Source organism: Pseudonocardia sp. TMWB2A, assembly GCF_017312135.1.
This window is the reverse complement of sequence record NZ_QKQY01000002.1, coordinates 3,676,542-3,700,832: the sequence shown is the minus strand read 5'-3', so window position 1 is coordinate 3,700,832 and position 24,291 is coordinate 3,676,542. Positions and strand designations below refer to the sequence as shown.

Here is a 24,291-nt window from a genome sequence, read left to right as displayed (position 1 = left end):
GATCGTGTCCCGACTCACCGCGCACCAGTACGCCCGTCCCATTTAGGCTCGGGTCGTGATCACACGGTGAGGTCCCGCCCGTCGCTGTCCGGATGGTGGCGCTGGCTGCTGCTCGCCGCGCTGACCGTGGTCGTGACCGCCGGGCTCGCCGCGGTCGACGTGCCCTCCCCCGCCCTGTTCGCCGGGCTGCTGGTCGCGACCGTGCTCGCCCTGTGCGGGCTCGGTCCCGCCCGGGTCGCCCGCCCGGCGACGTCGGGTGCGCAGGCGGTGATCGGCGTCGTCATCGGCCTGCTCGCCCGCCCGGACACCCTGGCCGCGGTGGCCTCCGAGTGGCTGCCGGTGCTGCTGATCAGCCTCGCGACGCTGCTGGTCAGCATGGGGTCCGGGCTGCTCATGGGTCTGCAGCGCGGGGTCACCCCGCTCACCGGGATGCTCGCGCAGACCGCGGGCGGCGCGTCCGGGCTGGTCGCGATCAGCCGCGAGCTAGGCGGCGACGAGCGCACCGTCGCCGTCATCCAGTACCTGCGGGTCGGGCTGGTCACCGCGACGATGCCGGTGGTCGCCGCGGTCGTCTACGGCGCCTCCCCCGGCGCACCGGCCGCCGCGGTCACCGGCCCCGGCGCGCCGTGGTGGGTCGGGCTCGCGGTGACCGCGGTGTGCGTGGGCGTCGGCGTCCCGCTGGGGAAGCTCGCGCGGGTCCCCGCCGGGTCGCTGCTCGGGCCGATGGTGGTGGCGCTGGTCGTCAGCCTGGCCGGGTTCTCCTTCGCCGCGTCGGTGCCGCTGCCGATCGTCGACGTCGCCTACGCCGTCATCGGCTGGCAGGCCGGGCTGCGCTTCACCCGGGCCGCGCTCGGCACCGTCGCGCGGGTGCTGCCGCTGGCGACCGGGCTGATCCTGGGCGTCGTCGCGCTCTGCGCCGGGCTGGGGCTGCTGCTGTCGTACTTCACCGGCATGACCCCGCTGGAAGGCTACCTCGCGACCACCCCGGGCGGGGTGTACGCGGTGCTGGCGACGGCGATCTCCTCCGGGGTGGACGTCACCTCGGTGGTCGCGGTGCAGGTGCTGCGGGTGATCCTGATGCTGCTGGTCGCGCCGTGGATCGCGCGGGTGGTCGGCCGGCGGCTCGGCCCGGGCCCCGCGGCCTGAGGCCCGCTCAGCGGACCCGCGCGACCCGCCCCGGCGGCGGCGCCGGGACCGCACCGGGGTGCAGCAGGGCGGCGATCGCCTCGACCCCGTCGACCAGGCGCGGACCGGCCCGCACCACGAACGACGCCGAGTCGATCGCGTGCACCGGGACCCCGGCGGGCAGCCACGGCAGCGCCGCGCGGGCCTGGGCGAGCGCGTCGTCGAGGCCGAAGCCGCACGGCGCGACCAGCACGGCGTCGCACGGGGGCAGGTCGGCCGGGTCGACGGCGGTGCTGCGCCCGCCCGGGGCGGCCGCCACCGGGACGCCACCGGCCGCGGTGACCAGGTCGGGCACCCAGTGCCCGGGCAGGAACGGCGGGTCGGTCCACTCCAGCACCAGCACCCGCGGCGCCCGGCGGCCCCGCACCGCGGCGGCGACGGCGTCGAGGCGCGCCGACAGGCCCGCGACCAGCGCGGCGGCCCGGTCCGGCACCCCGGCCGCGGCGCCGACCGCGGTCACCGCGTCGAGCACGTCGGCCAGCCGGTGCGGGTCCAGCGACAGCACCCGGGCCCGGGTCCCCAGCTCGTCCTGCACCTGCGCGACGGTCGAGCCGGGCAGCGCGCACACCGCGCACAGGTCCTGGGTGAGGATCAGCTCCGGGTCGGCGGCGGCGAGCCGGGCGCGGTGCACCTCGTACAGCGGCAGCCCGGCCGCGGCCCGATCGCGGACGACGGCGTCGATCTCCCCCGGCGACGCGGCGGGCGGCAGCGCGGTGTCGACGACCACCGGCACCCGGTCCCGGACGCCCACCGGGTCGTCGCACTCGAAGGTGACGCCGACCAGGTCGGCGGCCAGGCCGAGCCGCCCGGCGATCTCGGTCCCGGCCGGGAGCAACGACGCGATCCGCACACCGCGGAACGGTAGGCGGTGGCGTGGGCCGCGACGAGGGGGAAGGATCGCGGCATGACCGTGCACGAGCGCGCCGGGACCCCGGCCCGCCCCGAGGACCTCGTCGACGTCGACGCGCTGCTGGCCGCGTACGCCGCGACCCACCCCGACCCGTCGGTCGACGTGCAGCGGGTCGCGTTCGGCACGTCCGGGCACCGCGGGTCGGCGTTCACCGCGACCTTCAACGACGACCACATCGCCGCCACCAGCCAGGCGATCGTCGAGTACCGGGCCGCGCAGGGCACCGACGGCCCGCTGTTCCTCGGCCGCGACAGCCACGCGCTGTCCGAGCCGGCCTGGCTCACCGCGGCCGAGGTGTTCGCGGCAAACGGCGTCGACGTCGTCGTCGACTCCCGGGACGGGCTGACCCCGACCCCGGCGATCTCACACGCGATCCTCGTGACCAACGCCGGGCGCGACGGCCGGCACCTCGCCGACGGCGTGGTCGTCACCCCGTCGCACAACCCGCCCGCCGACGGCGGCTTCAAGTACAACCCGCCGGACGGCGGCCCCGCCGGCACCGAGGCGACGTCCTGGATCGCCGACCGGGCCAACCAGCTGCTCGAGAACGGCCTGAAGGAGGTGCGCCGCGCCCGGTTCGACGCCGCCGCCGCGCACCGCTACGACTACCTCGGCACCTACGTCGACCAGCTCGACCAGGTGCTCGACATGGCCGCGGTCCGCGACGCCGGCGTCACCATCGGCGCGGACCCGCTCGGTGGCGCCTCGGTCGACTACTGGGGCGTGATCGCGCAGCGCTGGGGCCTGGACCTGACCGTGGTGAACCCCGACGTCGACCCGGCCTTCGGCTTCATGACCCTGGACTGGGACGGGAAGATCCGGATGGACTGCAGCTCGCCGTACGCGATGGCGTCGCTGCGGGCCCGGATGGAGGCCGACCCGGCGCCGTTCACCATCGCCACCGGCAACGACGCCGACGCCGACCGGCACGGCATCGTCACCGCCGACGGCGGCCTGATGAACCCGAACCACTACCTCGCCGTCGCGATCGGCTACCTGTTCGCCCACCGTCCCGGCTGGCCCGCGGCCGCCGGGATCGGCAAGACCGCGGTCAGCTCGTCGATGATCGACCGGGTCGCCGGTGACCTCGGCCGCAGGCTGGTCGAGGTGCCCGTCGGGTTCAAGTGGTTCGTGCCCGGCCTGCGCTCGGGGGAGATCGGGTTCGGCGGGGAGGAGAGCGCGGGCGCGTCGTTCCTGCGCCGCGACGGCTCGCCGTGGAGCACCGACAAGGACGGCCTGCTGCTCGCCCTGCTGGCCTCGGAGATCACCGCGGTCACCGGGTCGACCCCCAGCGAGCACTACACCCGGCTCACCGAGCGGTTCGGCGCCCCCGCCTACGCCCGCACCGACGTCGCCTGCTCCCGGGAGGACAAGGCGGCGCTGGCGAAGCTGGACGCCGACGCCGTCACCGCCACCGAGCTCGCCGGGGACGCGATCACCGCGAAGCTCACCCGCGCCCCGGGCAACGACGCCGCGATCGGCGGGCTGAAGGTCGTCACCGACGCCGGGTGGTTCGCCGCCCGCCCCTCGGGCACCGAGGACGTGTACAAGGTCTACGCCGAGAGCTTCCGCGGACCGGAGCACCTGACGCGCATCCAGGACGAGGCGCGCGGCGTGGTCGCGGCGGCCCTGGAAGGATCGGGCGCGTGAGCAGCAAGCACGCACTCGGGTTCGGTATCGACATCGGCGGCTCGGGCATCAAGGGCGCCCCGGTGGACCTGCACAAGGGCCAGCTGGCCGCGGACCGGGTGCGGATCCCGACGCCGCAGCCGTCCACCCCGGAGGCGGTCGCCGAGACCGTCAAGCAGATCCTCGACGAGTTCGACTGGCGGGACTCCTTCGGCTGCACGTTCCCGGCCGTCGTCCAGCACGGGGTGACCCGCACCGCGGCCAACGTGGACCGGGCCTGGATCGACTGCGACGCCGCCGCAGTCCTGCGCCGGGTCACCGGCCGGGACGCGCTGCTGGTCAACGACGCCGACGCCGCGGGCGTCGCCGAGGCCGAGTTCGGCGCGGCCGCCGGCCACCACCACGGGCTCGTGCTCGTCGCGACCCTCGGGACCGGCATCGGGTCGGCGCTGGTCAACCACGGGAAGCTGGTCCCCAACACCGAGTTCGGGCACCTGGAGATCGACGGGTTCGACGCCGAGTCGCGCGCCGCCGACTCCGCCCGCGAGCGCGAGGACCTGGACTGGGAGGAGTGGGGCGGGCGGCTGCAGCGCTACTTCACCCACGTCGAGAACCTGCTGTGGCCGGACCTGATCGTGGTCGGCGGCGGGGTGAGCAAGAAGTTCGAGAAGTGGTCGCCCTACGTGCGGACCCGCACCGAGCTCGTCCCGGCCGGGCTGCTCAACGAGGCCGGGATCATCGGGGCAGCGCTGCTGGCGCACGGCTGACCGGCTCCCCCGGTGCCGGCGCGGCGGCCGGGCGCAGGACCACGCTGCGGTGCGACACCGCGCCGTGCAGGCGCAGCCGTTCCGACACCGGGTCGTGGCCGGGCGCGGACACCAGCACGGTGACCCACCCGTCGGCGCGGCCACGGACGGCGAACCGGCCGTCCTCGGACCCGGCGGCGACGTCGACCTGCCCGCCGGTGTGGTCGACGACGGTCACCCGCGCCCGCGGCACGGGCCGGCCCGCGTCGTCGACGACCCGGCCGATCAGCGTCGGGACCGGGTGGGCGAGCAGCCGGGCGTCGGCGAGGGCGTCCGGGTGCGCGCCGCCGACCGAGGCCTCGTCGGCGACGGCCTCGGCGATCCGGTGCTCCCGCTCGCGCTCGGCGTCGACGGCCGCCTCCTCCGGCCCGGCCGCGGCCTCGCGCCCGGCGGCGCGCCGGTCCCGCCACGCACCCAGCGCGACCAGCAGCGCACCGAACGCCCACCAGGCCAGCAGCCCGAGCACCGGCACGGTGATCGCGGTGGCGTCGAAGTAGAGGATGCCGCGGGCGGCGTCGATGGCCTGCCCGAGCGGCATGACGTGGTGCAGGACCTGGAAGAAGCCCGGCACCATCTCCTTCGGGATCGCCCCGCCCGAGGACGGGATCGACATCAGCACGAACAGGCCCATCGCGACGCCGGGCAGCGCGCGGCGCACGAACGGGGCCAGCCCGAACGTCGTCCAGGCGACGGCCTGGGACAGCAGGAAACCGATGACCAGCACGGCCGGGTGGAACGGGATCGCCTGGATCGCGGTGCCGATCGCCCAGCACACCACGGTGGCGAACAGGCCGAATCCGGCGAGCGCGGTCAGCTTGGTGCGCCGCGACAGCGCGGTGGCCTGCATCATCATCATGACCGCGATGTAGCCGGAGATGTTGCAGGCCATCGCGATGTAGAACAGCGACGTGCCGAAGCCGTCGCCGGGCGCGGTCGGCGCGAGGTCCACCACCTGCAGCGGCGCCCCGGACCCGGTGGACAGCGGCGTGAAGATCCCCTGCAGGACCTGGACGAGCTGCAGGCCGTCGGCGCGGGCGATGTAGAGCGTGTGGCCCGCCGGGTCGTACCCGGCCACGACGTCGCGGTGGAAGATCGCGTCCCGGATGTCGGCCGCGGCGGCGACCGGGGTGACGTCGAACCCGCCCGGCGACGCCTGCGCCAGCTCGGCGGACACGGTCGCGGCGGCCTGCTGCCCGACGACCCCGACCGGGATGCCGTGCGGGGCCGGGGCGTGGAACGGCAGCAGGTAGAACAGCATGAACCCCAGCACGAAGAAGGCGGGGAACCACAGGGCCAGGGCCAGGTCCTTCGCCGTGCGCGAGCGCTCCGGTTCCTGCACCTGCTCCTGTGACACGCGTCCTCCATGCGGGCTTGCGCCGTGCAATAGTTTGCGGTGCTCACGAATGTACAAGCACACTGCAGTGACTGCACGACTGCACTCCCCGCACGTTTCGAGGGTGCGAGCCGCGCCGGGACCGGCGGGAGAGGTGGGACGGGCATGATCGGCGAGATGCTGACCGACCAGGAGGCGCGCTGCCACGGGCTGCGGGAGCGCAAGAAGGTGCGGACCCGCCAGGCGCTGCGCGCCGCGGCACTGGAACGCGCGCGCACCCAGGGCCCGGACGCGTTCACCGTCGAGGAGATCTGCGCCGACGTCGACGTCGCGCCGCGCACGTTCTTCAACCACTTCCCGTCGAAGGACGCGGTGCTCTTCGACTGGGACACCGCCTCCCTCGAGGAGCTCGCCGCCGAGGTCCGCGCCCGGACCGAGGCCTCACCGCTCGGGGCGGCGACGGCGGTGCTCGCCGAGGTCAGCGTGGCGCTGACGACCAGCCCGACCTGGCACGGGCAGATGGAGCTGCTGCGCACCCACCCCGAGCTGCACCCGCGGATCGCCCACGTCGGGCGGACCGTGGAGCAGACCGTCGCGCAGGCGCTCGCCGAGCGCGACGGCGCCGACACCCCCGCGACGGCCCACCGGCTCGCCGCGGCCGGTGCGATGGCGGTGATGCAGGTCGCCGTCGCCGGCTGGCTGGCCGACCCGGCGGGCCCACCGGCCCGCCGGGTCTACGGCGACGTGCTGGCGGCCGCCCGGGAGGCCTTCGCGGCACTGCCGGACTGAGCGCGCCCGGACTCAGGCGAGCGGCGGACCGTAGGTCAGCCGGACCACGCCGTTCTCGTAGGCCTCGGACTCGCGCAGCCGCAACGGCACCCGCGCGCCCTCGGCGAACAGCCGCAGCCCGGCCCCCAGCGACACCGGGTAGACGAACAGGTTGAGCGTGTCGACCAGGCCGTCGGCGAGCAGCGCACGGACCAGGGTGACGCTGCCGGAGACGTAGATGCCGCCGTCGGTCGCGTCCTTGAGCTGCCGGATCCGCGCCGGGTCGTACGGGCCGAGCACCCGGGAGTTCTCCCACTCCAGCGGGTCGGCCAGGGTGGAGGTGACGACGTGCTTGGGCGCGCCGTTGAAGAACGCGCCACCGGACTCGACGTCGTGCCCGCGGGCCGACCAGGCCGGGTGGAACATCTCGTAGGTGTTGCGGCCGAGCAGGATCGCCGCGTCGGTCAGCCGGCCGATCGCCTCCCCCATCGCGTCGGTGAAGCCGTACTCCGCCGTCCAGGACGGGTCGGACACGACCCCGTCGAGGCTGATGAACTCGTGCACGTCGATCGTGCCCACTGTGGTCTCCCGGGGTCGAGGCGAGGGGTCATCGGCTACGACCGCAGACGCGTGGGGAACTCATCGGTTCCCCACGCCGGTCATGCGAGGTCGGCGACGGTCGCCGCGGCGCCGCGGGACCACAGCGACTCCAGCGCCGAGCGGAACGCACCGGCGAACCGCTCGTCGGAGCCGAGGTCGCCGAACACCCCGCGGTGGGACAGGAACGACCCCGGGGTGTCCCGCTCGGCCCGCGCGAGCGCGGTCATCTCCTCCGCGAGACGGTCCTGCTGGGTGATCTCCCGCCCCTGCTCGTCGGTGCCCTCGGCGTAGCGGCACCACCCGGCGACGACGGCCGCGGCCCGCTCGACCGGCCCGCCCGCGGCGAGCTGCTCGCGCACCACCGGCAGCAGGAAGATCGAGATCCGGTCGGAGCTGCCGTAGTTGATCCGCATCAGGGTGTCGGCGACGCCCGGGTTCGCGAAGCGTTCCAGCAGGGTGTCCTTGTAGGCGTCGAGGTCGATGCCGGGCACCGGGCGCAGCGTCGGGGTGGCCTCGTCGTCCATGTAGCCGCGCAGGAACGCCGCGAACGTCGGGTCCTGGGCGACCTCGTGCACGTAGCGGTGCCCGGCGAGGTAGCCGAGGTAGCCCAGCGCCTGGTGGGTGGCGTTGAGCAGGCGCAGCTTCATGAACTCGTAGGGGACGACGTCGTCGACGACCTGGACCCCGACGCGCTCGAACTCCGGGCGGCCCGCGGCGAAGTGGTCCTCGAGCACCCACTGGGTGAACGGCTCGCACACGACCGGCCAGCCGTCCCGCAGCCCGAAGCGCTCGGCGAGGGCCTCGCGGTCGGTGTCGGCGGTGGCCGGGGTGATCCGGTCGACCATCGAGTTGGGGAAGGTGACCGACTCCGCGACCCAGGCGCCCAGGTCGGCGTCACGGAGCTGGGCGACGCCGGTGAACACCCGGCGGGCGACGTCGCCGTTGCCCTGCATGTTGTCGCAGCTCATGACCGTGAGCGGGCCGGTGCCGCGCTCCCGGCGGCGCGCCAGCGCCTCGACGACCAGCCCGAACGCCCCGGTCGGGGCGGAGCCGGCGGCCATCGCGTCGAGGTCGGCGCGGACGCCGGGGAAGTCCGGGTCGAACTCGCCGGTCTTCTGGTCGATCGCGTAGCCGCCCTCGGTGATCGTCAGCGAGACGATCCGGGTGTCGGGGTGGGCGATCCGCTCGACGACGGCCTCGGGGTCGTCGGGGGCGTAGAGGTAGTCGACGAGCGACCCGACGACCCGGGGCGTCAGCGTCCCGTCGGCCTCCTTCAGCACGAGCGTGTACAGCCCGTCCTGGGCGGCGAGCACGTCGCGCATCCGGTCGTCGGCGGCGAGCACCCCGACCCCGCAGATCCCCCACTCCGGCGCCCCGCCGGAGGCGAGCAGCGCGTCGACGTACATCGCGAGGTGCGCGCGGTGGAAACCGCCGACGCCGATGTGGACGATACCGCGGCCCACGGCGGCCCGGTCGTAGCCGGGGACCTCCACGCCCTCGATCCCGTCGGTCCAGATCCCGGTCTCGTCCAGCGAACGCATGGTCCCCCTCGCCACGTCCCCGGCGCCCCACGGCGCCGTCGGGTGAGAGGCCGACCCTACCGCTCACACTGTCCGACGCAAGCGCTTCCGCGAGCGGCTCCCGCGAACTGGCCGACGCACCGGACGTGCCCGTATCGCACCCTCGTGCGCTGCGACGATCCGGAGCCGATGCTTGCGCTAATCGCAAGTACCGGCCTACGGTCGCCCGGTGACCGACCCCCGTGCCCCCCGGACCGCCGAGGACGCGGTGGCCGGTCGGGTGCGCGCCCTGCTGGAGCGCGACGGCTGGACCCAGCGCCGGTTCGCCGCCGCGGTCGGGCTGGAGGAGACCAAGCTGTCCAAGTCGCTCGCCGGGCGCCGCCGCTTCGCCGCCGACGAGCTCGTCCGCATCGCCGACGTCACCGGCGAGACCGTCGCGCGGCTGCTGCACGGCCGCGACGGCGCCCGCGCCCGGACCGCCGTCCCCACCGGGGCCGCCGCCGCGGCCGCCGAACCCGACCCCGGCCGCGAGCCCGGCGGCACCCACGGCACCCGCGGCCGGATCCTCGACGCGGCCTGGGAGCTGATCGCCGACCACGGCTACCACCGGGTCCGCACCGCCGACGTCGCGCGGGCGGCGGGCACCAGCCCGGCGGCGATCCACTACCACTTCCCCACCCGCTCGGAGCTGCTCGACTCCGCGCTGCGGCACAACGTGCGCCTCGCCTTCGACCGCCAGGTCGCCGAGCTCGACACGATCGCCGACCCGCACGAGCGGCTGCTGCGGCTGATCGACCTGCAGCTCCCCGACGGCGCGCTGCTGCGCCGCGAGTGGTCGATCTGGATCCAGGTGTGGGCGGAGTCGGCGATCGACCCGGCCCGGCGCGAGCTGTACTGGGACGCCTACGACCGCTGGTACCGCAGCATCGCGATGACGATCGCCGACGGGGCGGAGGCCGGGGTCTTCGTGTCCGGCCGCACCGAGGCGCTGGCCGACCAGCTCACCGCGCTGGTGGACGGGCTCGGCATCCAGGTGCTCGCCATGACCCCGCGCGCCGGTACCGACCGGATGCGCGCCCTGCTGCACGACTTCATCGACCGGGCCGTGCTCGCGGCGCCGGCACGCACGGAGCGAACGGAGAACGGATGAACCGTGACGTCATCATCACCTGCGCGGTGACCGGGGCCGGGGACACGGTGGGCCGCAGCCCGCACGTGCCCGTCACCCCGGGCCAGATCGCCGCGGACGCGATCGCCGCGGCCCGGGCCGGCGCCGCCGTGGTGCACATCCACGTGCGCGACCCGGAGACCGGCAGCCCGTCGCGGGCGGTGGAGCTCTACCGCGAGACCGTCACCCTGATCCGGGACTCGGGCGTCGACGTCGTGCTGAACCTGACCGCGGGCATGGGCGGTGACCTGGTGATCGACGCCGAGGACCCGCTGAAGCCGATCGACGGCACCGACCTGGTCAACGCTCTGGAGCGGCTCCCGCACGTCGAGGAGCTGCTGCCCGACATCTGCACGCTGGACTGCGGCTCGCTCAACTTCGGCGAGGGCAACCAGCTCTACATCTCCACCCCGGACATGCTGCGCACCGGCGCCAGGCGGGTCCAGGAGCTCGGCGTGAAGCCGGAGCTGGAGATCTTCGACACCGGCCAGCTGTGGTTCGCCACCGTGCTGGTCGAGGAGGGGCTGATCGACGCCCCGGCACTGTTCCAGCTGTGCATGGGCATCCCCTACGGCGCCCCGGCCGACCCGGGCGTGCTGGCGGCGGAGGTGAACCTGCTCCCCGAGGGGGCCAACTTCGCCTCGTTCGCGATCGGGCGCGACCAGCTGCGCTGGGTGGCGCAGTCGGTGCTGGCCGGCGGGCACGCCCGCGTCGGGCTGGAGGACAACCTCTACCTCTCGCGCGGGGTGAAGGCGACCAACGAGCAGCTGACCGAGCGGGCGGTGGAGATCGTGCAGAACCTCGGCGCGGCCATCGCGACGCCGGACCGTGCCCGGGAGATCCTCGGCCTGAAGGAGCGCACCGGTGCCTGAGCCGCGTCCCGTCACGGAGATCCGGACCGTCGCCTGCATCGGCGCCGGGGTGATCGGCGCCGGCTGGGCGGCGTACTTCCTGGCCCGCGGGCTGCGGGTCCGGGCCTGGGACCCCGCCCCGGACGCCGGGGAGAAGCTGCGCCGGGTGGTCGACGCCGCCTGGCCCGCGCTCACCGAGCTGGGCCTGGCCTGCGGCGCCGACCGGGACGCGCTGACGGTGCACCCGACCGCGGCCGAGGCCGTCGCGGGCGCCGACTTCGTGCAGGAGAGCGCCCCGGAGGACCTGGAGCTCAAGCGCGCCCTGCTGGCCGAGCTGGCCGACGCCGCGGTGGCGGCCGGGCCGGACGTGGTGGTGGCGTCGTCGACCTCGGGGTTCCCGATGACCGACATGGCGACCACCGCGGCCGAGCCGGGCCGGCTCGTCGTCGGGCACCCGTTCAACCCGCCGTACCTGATCCCGCTGGTCGAGGTCGTCGGCGGCGAGAGGACCGAGGCCTGGGCGGCGGCGCGGGCCGCGGACTTCTACCGGCACATCGGCAAGTCGGTGATCGAGATGGAGCGGGAGCTGCCCGGCTTCATCGCGAACCGGCTGCAGGAGGCGATCTGGCGCGAGGCGCTGCACATGGTCGCCGCGGGCGAGGCCACCCCGGAGGAGATCGACCGCTCGATCACCGACGGCCCGGGGCTGCGCTGGCCGGTGCACGGTCCCTGCCTGACCTTCCACCTGGCCGGTGGCCAGGGCGGGATGGCACACATGCTGGACCACTTCGGACCGTCGCTGAAGGCGCCGTGGACGCGTCTGGAGGCCCCGGAGCTGACCCCGCAGCTGCGCGACGACATGGTCGCCGGCGCCGAGGTCTCCGCCGGTGGGCGGCCGATGGCGGAGCTGGTGGCCGAGCGCGACCGGGCCGTGATCGCGGTCCGCCGGGCCGTCGCCGCGGCCCGGGGGGCCGCAACCCGGGAGAGCACCCGGTGAGCGCGCCGCCGGTGCACCACGACGTCGTCCGTCCCGAGTGGATCGACTACAACGGCCACCTGTCCGAGCCGTACTACGTGCTCGTGTTCGGTGACGCCACGACGGCGCTGATGGAGCGCACCGGGATGGACGCCGGCTACCGGGACGCGACCGGCTGCTCGCTGTACACGGTCGAGGCGCACGTCCGGTACCTGCGCGAGATCGGCCCGGACGCACCCCTGGAGGTCACCACCCGGGTCCTCGGCCGCGACGCGAAGCGGCTGCGGCTGTGGCACGAGCTGCGCAGCGCGGGCCGGCTCTGCGCCACCGAGGAGCTGATGTGCCTGCACGTCGGCCCGGGCGGCGCCACGCCGTTCCCGGACGGCGTCGCCGCCGACCTCGACGCGCTGGTCACCGGCGACCCCGCCCCCGAGCACGCCGGGCGCGCGGTGCAGGAGGTGCCCCGGCCCCCGACCTGACCCGCGACCGCGGCCCCGCAGGTGCGGGGCCCTCCCCGAGGAGACAGCTCGATGACCAGCCCGACCCTGACGCCGCTGTCCCGGCGGCGACTGCTGGGCGGCGCGGCGGGACTCGCCGCGGCGGCCGTGCTCGCCGGCTGCGGCGGCCCCGCCGCGGCCCGCGACGCCGGCCCCCCGCGCCGCGGCGGCGTCCTGCGGGTGGGGGTGACCGGCGGCGGATCGTCGGACACCCTGGACCCGCACAGTCCCGCCACGAACCCCGACATCGCCCGCACGCTCAGCCTCTACGAGCCGCTGCTGCACTGGGACGACGCCTACACCCTGCAGCCGGCCGTCGCCGAGTCGGTGACGCCGGAGCCCGGGGCGCGGGCCTGGACCGCGGTGATCCGCGCCGGCATCACCTTCCACGACGGCCGCCCGGTAACCCCGGACGACGTCGTCGCCACCTTCGCGCGGATCACCGACCCGGCCGACCCGAAGTCCGGGGCGTCGCAGTTCGGGATCCTCGACGACGTCGTCGTCGCGTCCGACCGGTCGGTGCGGTTCGTGCTGTCCGAGCCGTCCCCGGTGTTCGACCAGTACCTGGCCGAGTACTCGTGCGGGATCGTCCCGGCCGACTTCTCCCTGGAGCGCCCGGTCGGCACCGGCGCGTTCCGGTTCGAGTCGTTCACCCCGGGCCAGCAGAGCGCGTTCGTCCGCCACGACGGCTACTGGCGCCCGGACCAGCCCTGGGTCGACCGCCTCGAACTGATCAACTTCTCCGAGGACGACGCCCGGATCAACGCCCTGCTGTCCGGGCAGGTCGACGCGATCGACCAGGTCCCGCTGTCGCTGACCGAGGTGGTCGGCTCCTACGACTCGATCCGGCTGCTGACCTCGGAGACCGGGTCGTGGCTGCCGTTCACGATGCGCGTCGACGTCGCCCCGTTCGACGACGTCCGGGTCCGCCAGGCGCTGCGCCTGGTCACCGGCCGCGGCGAGCTGGTCAACCAGGTGCTGTCCGGGCAGGGCGCCGCCGGCGTCGACCTCTACGCCCGCTTCGACCCGGACTACCTCGACCCGTCCCGCGAGCAGGACCTCGCGCGGGCCCGCGACCTGCTCGCCGCGGCCGGGAAGCCGAACCTGGCGGTGGAGCTGGTGACCTCCCCGATCCAGGCCGGCACGGTCGAGGCCGCGCAGGTGCTCGCGACCCAGGCCCGCGGCGCCGGGATCGACATCGGGCTGCGCCGGGTCGACACCTCGACGTTCTTCTCCGACCAGTACCTGCAGTGGGAGTTCGCGCAGAGCTTCTGGAACACCCGCAACTACCTGCCGCAGGCCTCGCAGTCGTCGATGCCCGACGCGCCGTTCAACGAGACGCACTGGACCGACGCGCAGTACCAGGGCGTGGTCCGCCGGGCCCGGTCCGAGCTGGACCCGGGGCGCCGCGCCCAGCTGGTGCGCGCGGCGCAGCGGATCGAGTTCGACCGCGGCGGCTACCTGATCTGGGGCTTCCCGGACCGGGTGGACGCCCACCAGGCCTACGTCGGCGGGCTCGTCCCGAACCGCACCGGGCTGTCCCTGTCCGGCTACGAGTTCCGGAAGGCGTGGGTGGACGCATGAGCCCGCTCGTCCGCATGATCCTGCGGCGCCTCGCGCTGTCGGTGCTGATCCTGCTCGTCGTGTCGGTGCTGATCTTCGCCGCGACGCTGCTGCTGCCCGGCGACCCCGCCCGGGCCATCCTCGGCCAGCAGGCCACCCCGGAGCGGGTGGCGGCGCTGACCGCGCAGCTGGGCCTCGACCGGCCCGCGCCCGAGCGCTACCTGACCTGGCTGGGCGGTGTCCTGACCGGCGACCTCGGCTTCTCCGCCGCCACCGGCGGACCCGTGTCGGAGCTGCTCGGCGGCCGGATCGGCGCCTCGGCGCTGCTGCTGGTGCTGACCGCGGTCGTCTCCACCCCGATCGCGCTCGCGCTGGGCGCGCGGGCCGCGGTCCGCCGCGGCACCCGTACCGACTCCGCGCTGTCGGGTGCCTCGCTGGTGCTGGCGGCACTGCCCGAATTCGTCATCGGTGTGCTGCTGGTCGTGCTGTTCGCGACCTCGGTGCTGCAGATCCTCCCGTCGGTGACGATCGCCCGGCCCGGCGAGCCGGTGTGGGCGCGGCCCGAGCAGCTGGTGCTGCCGGTCGTGACGCTGGCGCTGGTGGTGATCCCCTACGTGGTGCGGATGACCCGCGCGACGCTGTCGGAGACCCTCGACGCCGGCTACGTCGAGATGGCCCGGCTCAAGGGGTTGCCCGAGCGGACCGTGCTGTTCCGGCACGCCGTGCCGCACACGATCGGCCCGGTCGCCCAGGTGATCGCGCTCCAGCTGGCCTGGCTCGCCGGGGGTGTGGTCGTCGTCGAGTTCCTGTTCCGCTACCCCGGGATCGGCCAGGCGCTGATCGACGCCGTCGCCAACCGGGACGTGCAGGTCGTGCAGGCGATCACGCTGATCATCGCGGCGTTCTACGTCGTGGTGAACCTCGCCGCGGACGTCGCCGGGATCCTGGCCGACCCGCGGATCCGGCACTCCTCGACCGGAGGTTCCGCATGAGCGCCCCGACCGTCCCCTCCGGCCTGCTGCGCCGGACCTTCCGCCGCCGCCAGGCGCGGATCGGTGCCGTCCTGACCGTCGTCGTGGTCGCGGTCGCGCTGCTCGGTCCGGTCCTCGGCCCGCTGCTGACCGGCTACGGCGTCGACGACTTCGCCGGGCGGCCGTTCCGCGCCGAGGGTGTCGCCGGCACCGACGACCTGGGCCGCGACGTGTTCACCCGCTTCCTCGCCGGCGGCGGTCCGGTGCTGCTCTACGCGCTGGCCGCGACCGCGATCGGCATCGTCGGCGGCACCGCGCTGGGCATGCTCGCCGGCTACTCCGGCACCACCGGCAGCAGGCTGGACACGCTGATCATGCGCGGCGGCGACGTGCTGCTGTCGTTCCCGCAGCTGGTCCTGGCCCTGCTCGCGGTCGCGGTGCTCGGCTCGTCGGGCTGGCTGCTGGTGCTGGTCATCGGCATCACCCACATCCCGCGGGTCGCGCGCGTCGCCCGGCAGGCGACGCTGTCGGTCGCCGGGCAGGACTACGTGCTGGCCGCCCGGATGTACGGGATGCCCCGGCGGCGGATCCTCGCCACCGAGGTCCTGCCCAACATCACCGGCCCGCTGATGGTCGAGCTCGGCCTGCGGCTGACCTACTCCATCGGCTACGTGGCGTCGCTGTCGTTCCTGGGGCTGGGGGTGCAACCGCCGGCCGCGGACTGGGGGCTGCAGATCAACGAGAACCGGATCGCGCTGATCGTCACCCCGTGGGGGGTGCTGCTGCCGGTGCTCGCGATCGCCGTGCTCACCGTCGGCACGAACATGATCACCGACGCGCTGGCGAAGGAGTCCGCGGACACGACGGGGGGCGGGGCATGACACCGACGGCGACACCGACGATCGAGTGCACGGGGCTGCGGGTCGCGACGACCCACGGCCGGGAGGTCCTGCACGGCGTGGACTGGGCCGTCGCACCGGGCGAGATCCTGGCCCTGGTCGGCGAGTCCGGCTCGGGCAAGACGACCGCGGCGCTGGCCGCGCTCGGCCACTTCCGGGCCGGGCTGGCCCACACCGGCGGGACGATGCGCTTCGCCGGGCACACCGAGTCCCACGACGACCTGCTGACGCTGCCCGCGGCGACCCTGCGCGGGGTCCGGGGGCGGCTGGTGTCCTACGTGCCGCAGGACCCGGCGCTGTCGCTGAACCCGGTGCTGCGCATCGGGCCACAGGTCGCGGAGGTCCTCACCGCGCACGGCTGGGAGGGCGACGTGACCGCCCGGGTGCGGGAGGTGCTGACCGACGTCGGGCTGCCCGGCGACGACGCCTTCCTCGGCCGCTACCCGCACCAGCTCTCCGGCGGCCAGCAGCAGCGGGTCGGGATCGCGGCGGCGTTCGTGCACCGGCCCGACGTCGTCGTGCTCGACGAGCCGACGACCGGGCTGGACGTCACCACCCAGGACCTGGTGCTCAACACCGTGCGCGAGCTGGTGACCCGCTCGGGGACCGCCGCGCTCTACATCACCCACGACCTCGCCGTCGTCGCCGGGCTGGCCGACCGGGTCGCGGTCATGCAGGCCGGTGAGGTCGTCGAGACCGGGCCGGTGCGCGACGTGCTGACCGCGCCGGAGCACCCCTACACCCGGGCGCTGATCGCGGCGGTGCCGGACCTGCACCGGGCCAGCGGACGGGAGCCGACGACGGCCGGGGAGCCGGTGCTGCGGGTGCGCGGCGCCGGGAAGCGCTACGGCGACCGCCCCGTGCTCGACGGCGTCGACCTGGAGCTGGCCGCCGGGGAGTGCCTGATGCTGCTCGGCGAGTCCGGGTCGGGGAAGACCACCCTGGCCCGTGGCCTGTCCGGGCTGCTGACCCTCGACGCCGGGGAGCTGAGCCTGCACGGCGAGGCGCTGGCCACCCCGCGCAGCTACGCCCAGCTGCGCAGCGTGCAGTACGTGTTCCAGAGCCCGTTCGCGTCGCTGAACCCGCGGCGCACCGTCGCGAGCTCGCTGGAGGTGCCGCTGCGCCACCTCACCGACCTCGACGCCGACGCCCGCCGGGACCGGGTGCTGGACATGCTGCGCCAGGTGCGGCTCGACGAGTCCTTCGCCCACCGCTACCCGGGCGGGCTGTCCGGTGGTGAGCGTCAGCGCGCGGCGATCGCCCGCGCCCTGGTCACCGCCCCGGACGTCCTGGTGTGCGACGAGGTCACCTCGGCGCTGGACGTGTCGGTGCAGGCCTCGATCGTCGAGCTGCTGGCGACGGTCCGCCGCGAGCTGGGCACGGCGATGCTGTTCGTGACGCACAACATCGCCCTGGCCCGGGAGGTCGCGGACCGGATCGCGGTGCTGCAGCAGGGCCGGATCGTCGAGCAGGGCACGGTGGAGGAGGTCCTCACCGCGCCGCGGCACGACTACACGCGCACCCTGCTGCAGCACACCCCCTCGATGACGGCCGTGCGGTGACGGCCGCGGGGGTGGGCCCGCTCAGGCGAAGTCGAGGACCTGCCCGGCCTCGAGGCGGGGCAGCCGCGGGTGCCAGGCGTCCGGGCCGGGGTGGCCCAGGTTGACCACGAGCAGCGCACGGTGCCGGCCGCCGGGGAAGAACTCGGCGGTCACGGCGTCGGCGTCGAAGCCGGCCATCGGGCCGGTGGCGAGGCCGTGCGCGCGGGCGGCGAGCAGGACGTAGCCGATCTGCAGCGAGGCGTTGAACCGCGCCATCGGCTCGCGGCCCGCACGGCCCTGGGACTCCAGGCCCTCGCGGAAGCCGGGCTTGACCGGGAACGTGGTGTCCGAGTGCTCGTGGAAGTCGAGGTCCGCGGCCAGGATCGCGATGACCGGGGCGGCCTCGGACTTGGCCCGGTTGCCCTCGGCGAGCAGCGGCAGCAGGCGCTGCTTCCCCTCGTCGCTGCGGACGAAGGTCACGCGCAGCGGCTGGGTGTTGGCCGCGGTCGGCGGCCACTGGGCCAGGTCCCACACCGCGCGGAGCGTCTCGTCGGTGACGGGCTCGTCGGTGAAGGTGTTGGCGGTGCGGGCCTCGGTGAACAGGGCGGCGCGACCGGCCTCGTCGAGACGGGGCAGGAGCACCGGGGAAGCGGTCTGGACAGTCACGATCGGTAGAGCGTTCAACGACCTCTCCGGTATTCCGCTCCGGGGATGATCCGGATCACCCGGTGGCGTGGACGCCCCAGCGCAGCACCTGGGACTCGCCGGGGACGAGCTCGATCAGGTCGGTGCCCGAGTTCAGCGCGTCCGGCGGGCAGGTCATCGGCTCGACCGCGATCGCCCGCGACGGCGTCACGACCCCGTCCGGGCCCTGGCGCGGGAAGTCCGACGGGGTGAAGACCTGCACCCAGCCGAACGCCGCGTCGGCCCACAGCTCGGTGCCGCCGCCGTCCCGGGACCCGACGCGGTGCCGGACCCGGCCGTCGGCGCCGCCGTCCGGGCCGTCGCCGGGGGTGCAGCCGCCGAACGCGCTGTCCAGGACCAGCCCGGCGAGCCGGGTCCGGGAGACCGCGCCGTCCAGCGGCCGCGCCGGGCCGTCCGGGAGCTGGTCGCGCAGCGGCAGCTCGGTCCGCGCGGACAGGGTCAGCTCCAGCTCGTCGGTCGGCACGTCACCGACCCGCAGGTACGGGTGGAAGCCGAGGCCGAACGGGACGGGCGCGTCCCCGAGGTTCTCCACCTCGGTGGTGACGGTGAGCCCGTCGCGGCCGACGGCGTAGGTCACCGTGACCCGCACCGGCTGCGGCCAGCCGGGCTGCACCGGCGCGACGGCGGTCAGCGTGATCCGGTCCCCCGCCCGCTCCACCGGGGTCCAGGTCACGTGCCGCAGCAGGCCGTGGATGGCGTTGCCGGCGTCCGGCTCGGTCAGCGCGAGCTGCCTGCGGGTCCCGCGGTGGGTCCAGGCGCCGCCGCGGACCCGGTTCGGCCAGGGCGCGAGCACCGCGCCGGAGCCCTTCGGCGGGCGGGCCGTGGGCGGGTGCGGCTCGACCCGGACCCGGCCGCCCTGGGAGAACCCGGCCAGCGCCGCCCCGACCTCGTCGACCTCGGCCCGGGAGTCGCCGCTGACGATCACGAACCGTTCACCGCACGCGTCCACGTCGGCAGTCTCCGTGATCGCCCCGCTCAGCCGGCCAGCGGGGTGGCGCGGGCGGTGTCGGCGTCGCCGACGACCTCGACCGGGGCGGGCGGCCCCAGCTCGGCGACGGTGAACCCGACGCCCGCGTCGCGGGCGAGGCCGACGACGTGCTCGTGGTGGGTGAACAGCAGCACCTGCGCGGTGGCGGCCAGCTCCCCCAGCACGGCGACGGCGGCGGCGCCGCGCTCGTCGTCGAAGGTCATGAGGACGTCGTCGAACACGACCGGCACCGTCGGCAGCCCGGCGGCGACCCGGTCGGCCTGCAGCTGCTCGATCCCGGCCAGGCGCAGCGCCAGGTGCACCTGGTCGGCGGTGCCCTCCGAGAGCCGGGTCGGGGCGAGCTCCTCGCCGTCGGCGCGCACCGCGACCAGGCTGCGTCCGGCGCCGCCCGCCTCGGCCGGGGGCCGCAGCGCGACGAACCGGCCGCCGGTGAGGCGTTCGAGCACCACCCCGGCACGGACCAGCAGCGGGGAGGCGTGGCTGCGCTCGTAGGCCTCCAGCTCGCGGCGCAGGATCTCGCGCTGCAGGTGCAGCACCAGGTAGCGCTCCGCGGCGTCGGCGACGCCGGCCAGCTCGGACTGGGCGCGGGCGTGCAGCTCGGCGGCCCCCTCGGCCTCCTCCAGCTCGCGGCGCCGGGCCCGCAGCCCGCCCAGCTGCTCGCGCACCTCGTCCTGCTCGGCGCCGAGGTCGCGCTCGTGGGTCTCGGCCCGGTCGAGCGCCTCGGTCAGCGCGCCGGGCTCGGTGTCCGGGGCGGCGGCGACCAGCTCGACGGCGTCGAGGTCGGGGGCGGCGGCGGCCAGCAGCCGCTCCTGCTCGGCGATGCGGACGTCGAGCCCGGCGACGTGCGCGCCGCGCTGTGCCGCGGCCTCCAGCCCGCCCGGCTCCGGGGCCTCGGTCAGCGCCAGCTCGACGGCGAGCCGGTCCAGCACCGCGGTGGCCGCGGCCGCGCTGCGGGCGGCCCGGGTGACGTCGTCCTCGGCGGCGGCGATGCCGTCGTCGAGGTGGCCTGCCGACACCGCGGCCTTGGTGACCTCGCGGACGCGGTCGGCGAGCTCGCCGAGCCGGTCCGCGGCCGCGGTGCCGGTCGGTGCGGGCTCGAGGTGCCGCTCCACCAGCGCGACGACGGCCCGGCCGTGGGCGGCGACGGAGCGCTCCAGGCGGCGGGCCTCCTCGTCGTCCTGGCGGGCGAGCGCCCCCGCGGTGCGGGCGTCGGCGACGGTGTCGCGGCGGGTGTCCCAGCCCGCGGGCTCCAGGTCGGTGGGCAGCCCGGCGCCGCGCAGCGCGAACCGCCAGCGCTGGGTGGCCAGCTCCCGCTCGTGGCGGGCGGCGTCGGCCGCTCCCCCGGCGCGTTCGGCCTCGCTGCGCAGCCGGGCCAGCAGCACCCGCCGGTCCCGGGCGTGCTCGGCCTCGGTGGCGAGGTCGGCGGCCGCGACGAGCAGCACGTCCAGCGGGGCGCCGTCGCGCGGGCGCCCGGCCGCGGCGAGCGCGGAGCCCAGCGCCCGTTCCTGCACCTCGGCCTGGTCGCGCAGCCGGGCCAGGCGCTCGTCGGCGCGGGCGGCGTCGTCCTCGGCGCGGGCGGCCTCGGCCAGCGCGGCGACGACGGCGTCGGCGTCGTCCGGGTCGGGGACGGCGACGCCGTGCGCCCGCCACAGCGTCGCCCAGGCCGCGCCGGCGGCGGCGGTGCGCTCCCCGGCCACGGCGGAGGCGGCCGCGGTGCGGGCGGCCTCGGCGTCGGCGGTGTCGAGCTCGGCGTCGCGGTGGGCCAGCTCGGCGACCCGGTCCGCGGAGGCGATCATGTCGTCGGCGACCCGGTCGGCCCCGGCGAGCGCGGCGGACAGCCTGCCCGCGGCCGCGGCGGCGCCGTCCGGCCCCGCGGCGAGCAGCTGCTCCAGCGCGGTGTCGCGGGCGGCGCGGGCCGCGGCGAGCGCGTCCGCGCCGACCGGGCGGCCGTCGGCGGCCACCCCGTCGCGGGCGGCCCGGGCGCGGTGCGCGCGGTCCGCGGCGTCCGCGGCGGCCCGCTCGGCGCCGCGCTGGTCCTGCTCGGCGGTGCGCAGTGCGGCCCGCAGCTCCCGGACCTCGCGGCGCGGCGGGGCCAGCACGCCCCGGGTGCCGGGGGTGCCGTCGGGAGTGCCGCGGTACCCGGCCGCGGCGAGCGCCTCGGCGCGCCGGGTGCGGGCGCCGTCACGGTCGGCGACGGCGGAGCGGCACAGCGCGGCGGCGGAGCCATCGGCCTCGATCGCGCGGCGGACCTCGGCGACCCGGCCGACCCGGTCGGCGTCGAGACCGCCCGGGACGTCGGCCACCTCGCGGACCTCGGCGAGCGCGTCGGTGTGCAGCCGCTCCGCGCGGGTCTGCTCGGCGAGCGCCTCGGTGAGGCGGCGGGCGTGCTCGTCGAGGTCGCGGGCCCGGTCGGCCGGCAGGTGGACGGCGGCGAGCCGGTCGGCGGGGCTGCGCCCGTCCTCGGCGACCAGCCCGGCCAGCGCGGTCTCGGCACGGCGGTGGGCCTCGGCGGCGTCGGCGCGCAGCCGGGCCGCCCGCTCGGCGTCGGCGCGGCGGGCCTGGGCGGCGGACTCCAGCTCGCGGACGCGGGTGGCGTCGGCGAGCAGGTCCTCGTCGAGGTCGAGCTCGGCGCGGCGGGCCCGCAGCGCGTCGGCGGTGGCGCGGTGCTCGTCGCGGGCGGTCTCGGCGTCGGCCAGCGCGGCGGTGGCGTGGGTGTACTCCTCCAGCGAGGCCGCGTCGAGGGCGGCGCCGGTCGCGCACAGGGCGGCGCGTTCGGCGCGCAGCGCGGCCAGCTCCCGGGCCGGGTCCTGGCCGCGGACGGCCTGCCGGGCCCGGTCCGCCGCCCCCGCCGCCCCGCGACGGGTGCGGGTCAGCTCCGCGGCGCGGCGCTCGAGCCGGGCGATCTCCTCGGCCAGTGCGGTGACCTCGCCGGCCCGCGACACCCGCTCCCCCACGGCCTTCTCGGTCTCGGTGAACCGGGCGAACGCCGCGCGCACCTCGACCGACCGGTTGCCCCGGTGGTCCTTGAACAGGGCGTCGGCCTCGGTGTCCAGCGCGGCGATCAGGGCGCGGGCGTCGCGGCCGCTGCGGGCGGTGAAGACCAGCTCGGCGAGGTCCCCCTCCCCCGCGCACAGTGCCCGGCCGCCCTCGCGCAGCTCCTCGTGGCCGAGCCCGAAGCCCTCCCGCCAGCGGCGCCGGGCGTCGGCACCGGACTCGCCCCAGGGCGCGTCGGCGACGGCGCCGGTGTCGTCGTGCAGGCCGCGGGTGGTGCGGCGCAGCACGGTCTCGCCGGAGGGACCGGCGACCCGGGCCGACACGGCCAGCCGCGACGGGCCGACGGCGTAGGCGTGGCGCACCGGGCGGGGCATCCCCCACAGCAGGTCGGACAGGGCGTCGAGCAGGGTGGTCTTGCCGGCCTCGTTGGGCCCGGACACGATCGTCAGACCGTCGCCGAGGGTCAGCTCGCGACCCTCGTAGGCGCCGTAGCGCTCCAGGACCAGGGTGCGCAGCCGCGCGGTCGTGCTCACGACCCGGCCATCCGGGCCAGCAGCTGCTGCTCGGCCTGGCGGGCCAGCGCGGCGAGGCGCTCGTCGTCGCGCAGGTCCAGCAGGCCCGCCTCGCGCAGCCGGCGGCCGACCTCGCGTTCCAGCGGGGCGGCGAGCTCGCGGATCCGGTCCGGCTCGGCGGCCAGGCCGGCCGCGGCGGCGGACACCGCGGCGGTCAGCTCCGGGTCGACGGCGAGCGCCCCGGCGGGCGGGCGGGTGCGGTTGCGGACCTTCTCCAGCACCGCGCCGCAGCGCTCGGCGAGCAGCTCCAGCTCGGTGCGGACCCCCTCGGCGGAGGTGAGGTCCGCGGCGGCCGGCCCGGCGCCGTGCAGCGTCACCTGGGCGACGACGGTGCGCGGCGCGGCGGCGGCGCACCGCTCGCGCAGCGTGGACTCGACGGCCTCGTAGACCTCGTCGGCGCCGCCGAGCCCGGCGATGTCGACCTCGACGAGCTCCCAGCGGGCGACGTCGAGGACCAGCGGGGTGACCGTCGCCCACCGCTCGGGGGCGGCGTCGACGAGCAGGGCGCCCTTCGCGCCGCGCTCCTGCGGGTGGCGGCCCTGCAGGTTCCCGGAGAACCAGGCCGGGTGCGGGCCCTCGCAGACGGCGCGCTGCTCGTGCACGTGGCCGAGGGCGAAGTACTCGTAGCCGCAGCCGGACAGGTCCTCGGGGCGGCAGGGGGCGTAGGTGTCGTGCCGGTCGTCGCCCTGCACCGAGGTGTGCAGCATCCCGACGTTGACCAGGCCGGGGATGCGGTCGGGGTAGGCGGGGACGAGGTTCTCCAGCACCGCGCGGCGGGCGAAGCCCTGGCCGTGCACGGCGAGGCCGAGGTCGTCGTCGACGACGGTCTCGGGGGCGTCCACCGAGAGCCGGTGGGTGTTGGGCGGGAGCCGCAGCGACCGGGTGATCTCGGACTCGGCGTCGTGGTTGCCGCTGATGAGGAACACCGGGATGCCCTCGTCGTGCAGCCGCGACAGCTGCCGGACGAAGAACGCGCCGGTCGCGTAGTCCTTCCAGTCGCCGTCGTAGACGTCGCCGGGCAGCACCAGCGCCTCGGCCCGGGAGTCGACGACCGCGTCGACGAGGTTCTCGCAGGCCCGCCGGGTCGCCGCGCGCAGCGTCGCGGCGAGCTCGGAGTCGCCGAGCCGCGACAGGCCGCGCAGCGGGCTGTCGAGGTGCAGGTCGGCGGCGTGCACGAAGCGCACGGAGGAACTCCCGGAGCGGTCGGGTACGGGGAACCGCCGAGTCTAGGACGGGGCCCCCACCGTTCCCCGCCGCGACACCGCCCGCCCGCTCACCGATGACGACGTCGCAGGTCAGGTGGGGCGGGCCACACAGCGGCGCCGGTCACGTTCCGGTGTCCGGATGATGGCCGGTGGGTAGATCCTGGCCGTCCGATCCCGAGAGAGAGCCGCGAGGTCGAGCCCGATGATCCAGCTCTGCGAGCGCTGCTTCGCCCCCGTCGACGCCGCGACCGAACGCGTCTACCGGTTGTCCCACATCGAGTCGGCCGACGCGGCCGGCGAGGTGACCTGGCGCGAGGCCGTCGTGCACGTCGCGGCGTGTGTCCCCGCGGGCACCGTCGTCCCGGCCGGGCGGTGGGCCGCGTGATCCGGGACGCGCTGTGCGAGCGCTGCCTCAACCCGATCGACCCCACCCGCGAGCCGCTGCGGCTGAGGACCCACGGCGGGACCGCGGCCGACGGCGGACCGGCCCGCAGCTTCGTGCACGCCCTGCCCTGCGTGCGCCCGGACACCGGTGACTGGGACCGCGGTCGTCGTGGCCTGTCGCCGGCCGCGGTGCGGCACGCCGCGGCCCGCGCCGACCACCGCTGAC

At 75.9% G+C, this 24,291-nt stretch carries 22 protein-coding genes; 14 read left to right on the top strand and 8 right to left on the bottom strand.

From position 1 onward, the window contains the following. Positions 1-66 precede the first annotated feature (66 nt). On the top strand, positions 67-1,146 hold the full coding sequence (locus DMP17_RS31920; RefSeq protein ID WP_226357052.1) for an AbrB family transcriptional regulator: 1,080 nt from the start codon (positions 67-69) through the stop codon (positions 1,144-1,146). Between the two features lie 7 nt (positions 1,147-1,153). Here DMP17_RS31920 and DMP17_RS31915 read toward each other — a convergent pair whose 3' ends face one another. Next, positions 1,154-2,035, bottom strand: a complete 882-nt coding sequence (locus DMP17_RS31915) for an ABC transporter substrate-binding protein (protein ID WP_226365201.1) — start codon at positions 2,033-2,035, stop codon at positions 1,154-1,156. A 54-nt stretch (positions 2,036-2,089) separates the two neighbouring features. On the opposite strand from DMP17_RS31915, the gene pgm reads away from it, so the two are divergent. Next, positions 2,090-3,745: a phosphoglucomutase (alpha-D-glucose-1,6-bisphosphate-dependent) gene (pgm, locus tag DMP17_RS31910; RefSeq protein ID WP_226357050.1), complete on the top strand. Its 1,656-nt coding sequence runs from the start codon at positions 2,090-2,092 to the stop codon at positions 3,743-3,745. Beyond that, complete coding sequence (gene ppgK, locus DMP17_RS31905) at positions 3,742-4,491, top strand: polyphosphate--glucose phosphotransferase (RefSeq protein WP_226357049.1); 750 nt, start codon at positions 3,742-3,744, stop codon at positions 4,489-4,491. The genes pgm and ppgK overlap by 4 nt, the downstream gene beginning before the upstream one ends. On the opposite strand, the gene DMP17_RS31900 is transcribed toward ppgK, so the two are convergent. After that, positions 4,460-5,884: a carboxypeptidase regulatory-like domain-containing protein gene (locus DMP17_RS31900; protein WP_337831481.1), complete on the bottom strand. Its 1,425-nt coding sequence runs from the start codon at positions 5,882-5,884 to the stop codon at positions 4,460-4,462. The genes ppgK and DMP17_RS31900 overlap by 32 nt on opposite strands. 144 nt (positions 5,885-6,028) lie before the next feature. On the opposite strand from DMP17_RS31900, the gene DMP17_RS31895 reads away from it, so the two are divergent. Further along, positions 6,029-6,652: a TetR/AcrR family transcriptional regulator gene (locus tag DMP17_RS31895; protein WP_337831480.1), complete on the top strand. Its 624-nt coding sequence runs from the start codon at positions 6,029-6,031 to the stop codon at positions 6,650-6,652. Positions 6,653-6,664: 12 nt separating this feature from the next. Here the strand turns inward: DMP17_RS31895 and DMP17_RS31890 are convergent, their stop codons facing one another. Together DMP17_RS31890 and DMP17_RS31885 are read right to left on the bottom strand one after the other, a co-directional pair. Further along, positions 6,665-7,210, bottom strand: a complete 546-nt coding sequence (locus DMP17_RS31890; RefSeq protein ID WP_226357046.1) for a dihydrofolate reductase family protein — start codon at positions 7,208-7,210, stop codon at positions 6,665-6,667. A gap of 80 nt (positions 7,211-7,290) precedes the next feature. Continuing rightward, complete coding sequence (locus DMP17_RS31885) at positions 7,291-8,772, bottom strand: mannitol dehydrogenase family protein (protein ID WP_337831479.1); 1,482 nt, start codon at positions 8,770-8,772, stop codon at positions 7,291-7,293. A 208-nt stretch (positions 8,773-8,980) separates the two neighbouring features. Between DMP17_RS31885 and DMP17_RS31880 the strand changes: the two genes are divergently transcribed. The 8 genes from DMP17_RS31880 to DMP17_RS31845 are packed head-to-tail and all read left to right on the top strand — an operon-like array spanning position 8,981 to position 17,238. Further along, the gene (locus DMP17_RS31880; protein ID WP_226357044.1) at positions 8,981-9,901 is read left to right on the top strand and encodes a TetR/AcrR family transcriptional regulator; all 921 of its coding nucleotides are present in this window, start codon (positions 8,981-8,983) and stop codon (positions 9,899-9,901) included. Then, the gene (locus DMP17_RS31875) at positions 9,898-10,791 is read left to right on the top strand and encodes a 3-keto-5-aminohexanoate cleavage protein (protein WP_337831478.1); all 894 of its coding nucleotides are present in this window, start codon (positions 9,898-9,900) and stop codon (positions 10,789-10,791) included. The genes DMP17_RS31880 and DMP17_RS31875 overlap by 4 nt, the downstream gene beginning before the upstream one ends. Beyond that, entirely contained in the window at positions 10,784-11,767 is a 984-nt protein-coding gene (locus DMP17_RS31870; RefSeq protein WP_337831477.1) for a 3-hydroxyacyl-CoA dehydrogenase NAD-binding domain-containing protein, read from the top strand. The genes DMP17_RS31875 and DMP17_RS31870 overlap by 8 nt, the downstream gene beginning before the upstream one ends. Continuing rightward, positions 11,764-12,225 carry a thioesterase family protein gene (locus DMP17_RS31865; protein WP_337831476.1) on the top strand — a complete coding sequence of 154 codons (462 nt, stop codon included), beginning with the start codon at positions 11,764-11,766 and terminating at the stop codon, positions 12,223-12,225. The genes DMP17_RS31870 and DMP17_RS31865 overlap by 4 nt, the downstream gene beginning before the upstream one ends. A gap of 51 nt (positions 12,226-12,276) precedes the next feature. Beyond that, complete coding sequence (locus DMP17_RS31860) at positions 12,277-13,827, top strand: ABC transporter substrate-binding protein (protein ID WP_226357040.1); 1,551 nt, start codon at positions 12,277-12,279, stop codon at positions 13,825-13,827. After that, complete coding sequence (locus tag DMP17_RS31855; RefSeq protein ID WP_226357039.1) at positions 13,824-14,798, top strand: ABC transporter permease; 975 nt, start codon at positions 13,824-13,826, stop codon at positions 14,796-14,798. The genes DMP17_RS31860 and DMP17_RS31855 overlap by 4 nt, the downstream gene beginning before the upstream one ends. Continuing rightward, positions 14,795-15,658 (top strand): ABC transporter permease, encoded by an 864-nt coding sequence (locus DMP17_RS31850; protein ID WP_337831475.1) that lies wholly within the window; start codon positions 14,795-14,797, stop codon positions 15,656-15,658. The genes DMP17_RS31855 and DMP17_RS31850 overlap by 4 nt, the downstream gene beginning before the upstream one ends. Further along, positions 15,655-17,238: an ABC transporter ATP-binding protein gene (locus DMP17_RS31845; RefSeq protein WP_337831474.1), complete on the top strand. Its 1,584-nt coding sequence runs from the start codon at positions 15,655-15,657 to the stop codon at positions 17,236-17,238. Before DMP17_RS31850 ends, DMP17_RS31845 begins: the two co-directional genes overlap by 4 nt. 21 nt (positions 17,239-17,259) lie before the next feature. On the opposite strand, the gene DMP17_RS31840 is transcribed toward DMP17_RS31845, so the two are convergent. The 4 genes from DMP17_RS31840 to DMP17_RS31825 form a co-directional block, all read right to left on the bottom strand. Then, a complete protein-coding gene (locus DMP17_RS31840) occupies positions 17,260-17,859 on the bottom strand; it encodes a malonic semialdehyde reductase (RefSeq protein ID WP_443217985.1) in 600 nt (199 codons plus the stop codon). Between the two features lie 79 nt (positions 17,860-17,938). After that, a complete protein-coding gene (locus tag DMP17_RS31835) occupies positions 17,939-18,871 on the bottom strand; it encodes an aldose 1-epimerase family protein (protein WP_226357035.1) in 933 nt (310 codons plus the stop codon). 26 nt (positions 18,872-18,897) lie between these two features. After that, positions 18,898-22,437: an AAA family ATPase gene (locus DMP17_RS31830; RefSeq protein WP_337831472.1), complete on the bottom strand. Its 3,540-nt coding sequence runs from the start codon at positions 22,435-22,437 to the stop codon at positions 18,898-18,900. After that, on the bottom strand, positions 22,434-23,660 hold the full coding sequence (locus DMP17_RS31825) for a metallophosphoesterase family protein (RefSeq protein WP_337831471.1): 1,227 nt from the start codon (positions 23,658-23,660) through the stop codon (positions 22,434-22,436). The genes DMP17_RS31830 and DMP17_RS31825 overlap by 4 nt, the downstream gene beginning before the upstream one ends. A 223-nt stretch (positions 23,661-23,883) precedes the next feature. On the opposite strand from DMP17_RS31825, the gene DMP17_RS31820 reads away from it, so the two are divergent. Together DMP17_RS31820 and DMP17_RS31815 are read left to right on the top strand one after the other, a co-directional pair. Beyond that, positions 23,884-24,066: a hypothetical protein gene (locus DMP17_RS31820; RefSeq protein WP_226357032.1), complete on the top strand. Its 183-nt coding sequence runs from the start codon at positions 23,884-23,886 to the stop codon at positions 24,064-24,066. Beyond that, a complete protein-coding gene (locus tag DMP17_RS31815; protein ID WP_226357031.1) occupies positions 24,063-24,290 on the top strand; it encodes a hypothetical protein in 228 nt (75 codons plus the stop codon). The genes DMP17_RS31820 and DMP17_RS31815 overlap by 4 nt, the downstream gene beginning before the upstream one ends. The last annotated feature ends 1 nt before the right edge of the window (position 24,291 follow it).

What these genes read in the sequence shown, in the direction of transcription:
- pgm (WP_226357050.1), top strand. Translation starts at nt 2,090, where the DNA reads ATGACCGTGCACGAGCGCGCCGGGACCCCGGCCCGCCCCGAGGACCTC.
- DMP17_RS31895 (WP_337831480.1), top strand. Translation starts at nt 6,029, where the DNA reads ATGATCGGCGAGATGCTGACCGACCAGGAGGCGCGCTGCCACGGGCTG.
- DMP17_RS31875 (WP_337831478.1), top strand. Translation starts at nt 9,898, where the DNA reads ATGAACCGTGACGTCATCATCACCTGCGCGGTGACCGGGGCCGGGGAC.
- DMP17_RS31845 (WP_337831474.1), top strand. Translation starts at nt 15,655, where the DNA reads ATGACACCGACGGCGACACCGACGATCGAGTGCACGGGGCTGCGGGTC.
- DMP17_RS31855 (WP_226357039.1), top strand. Translation starts at nt 13,824, where the DNA reads ATGAGCCCGCTCGTCCGCATGATCCTGCGGCGCCTCGCGCTGTCGGTG.
- DMP17_RS31885 (WP_337831479.1), bottom strand. Translation starts at nt 8,772, where the DNA reads ATGCGTTCGCTGGACGAGACCGGGATCTGGACCGACGGGATCGAGGGC.
- DMP17_RS31860 (WP_226357040.1), top strand. Translation starts at nt 12,277, where the DNA reads ATGACCAGCCCGACCCTGACGCCGCTGTCCCGGCGGCGACTGCTGGGC.
- DMP17_RS31820 (WP_226357032.1), top strand. Translation starts at nt 23,884, where the DNA reads ATGATCCAGCTCTGCGAGCGCTGCTTCGCCCCCGTCGACGCCGCGACC.
- DMP17_RS31850 (WP_337831475.1), top strand. Translation starts at nt 14,795, where the DNA reads ATGAGCGCCCCGACCGTCCCCTCCGGCCTGCTGCGCCGGACCTTCCGC.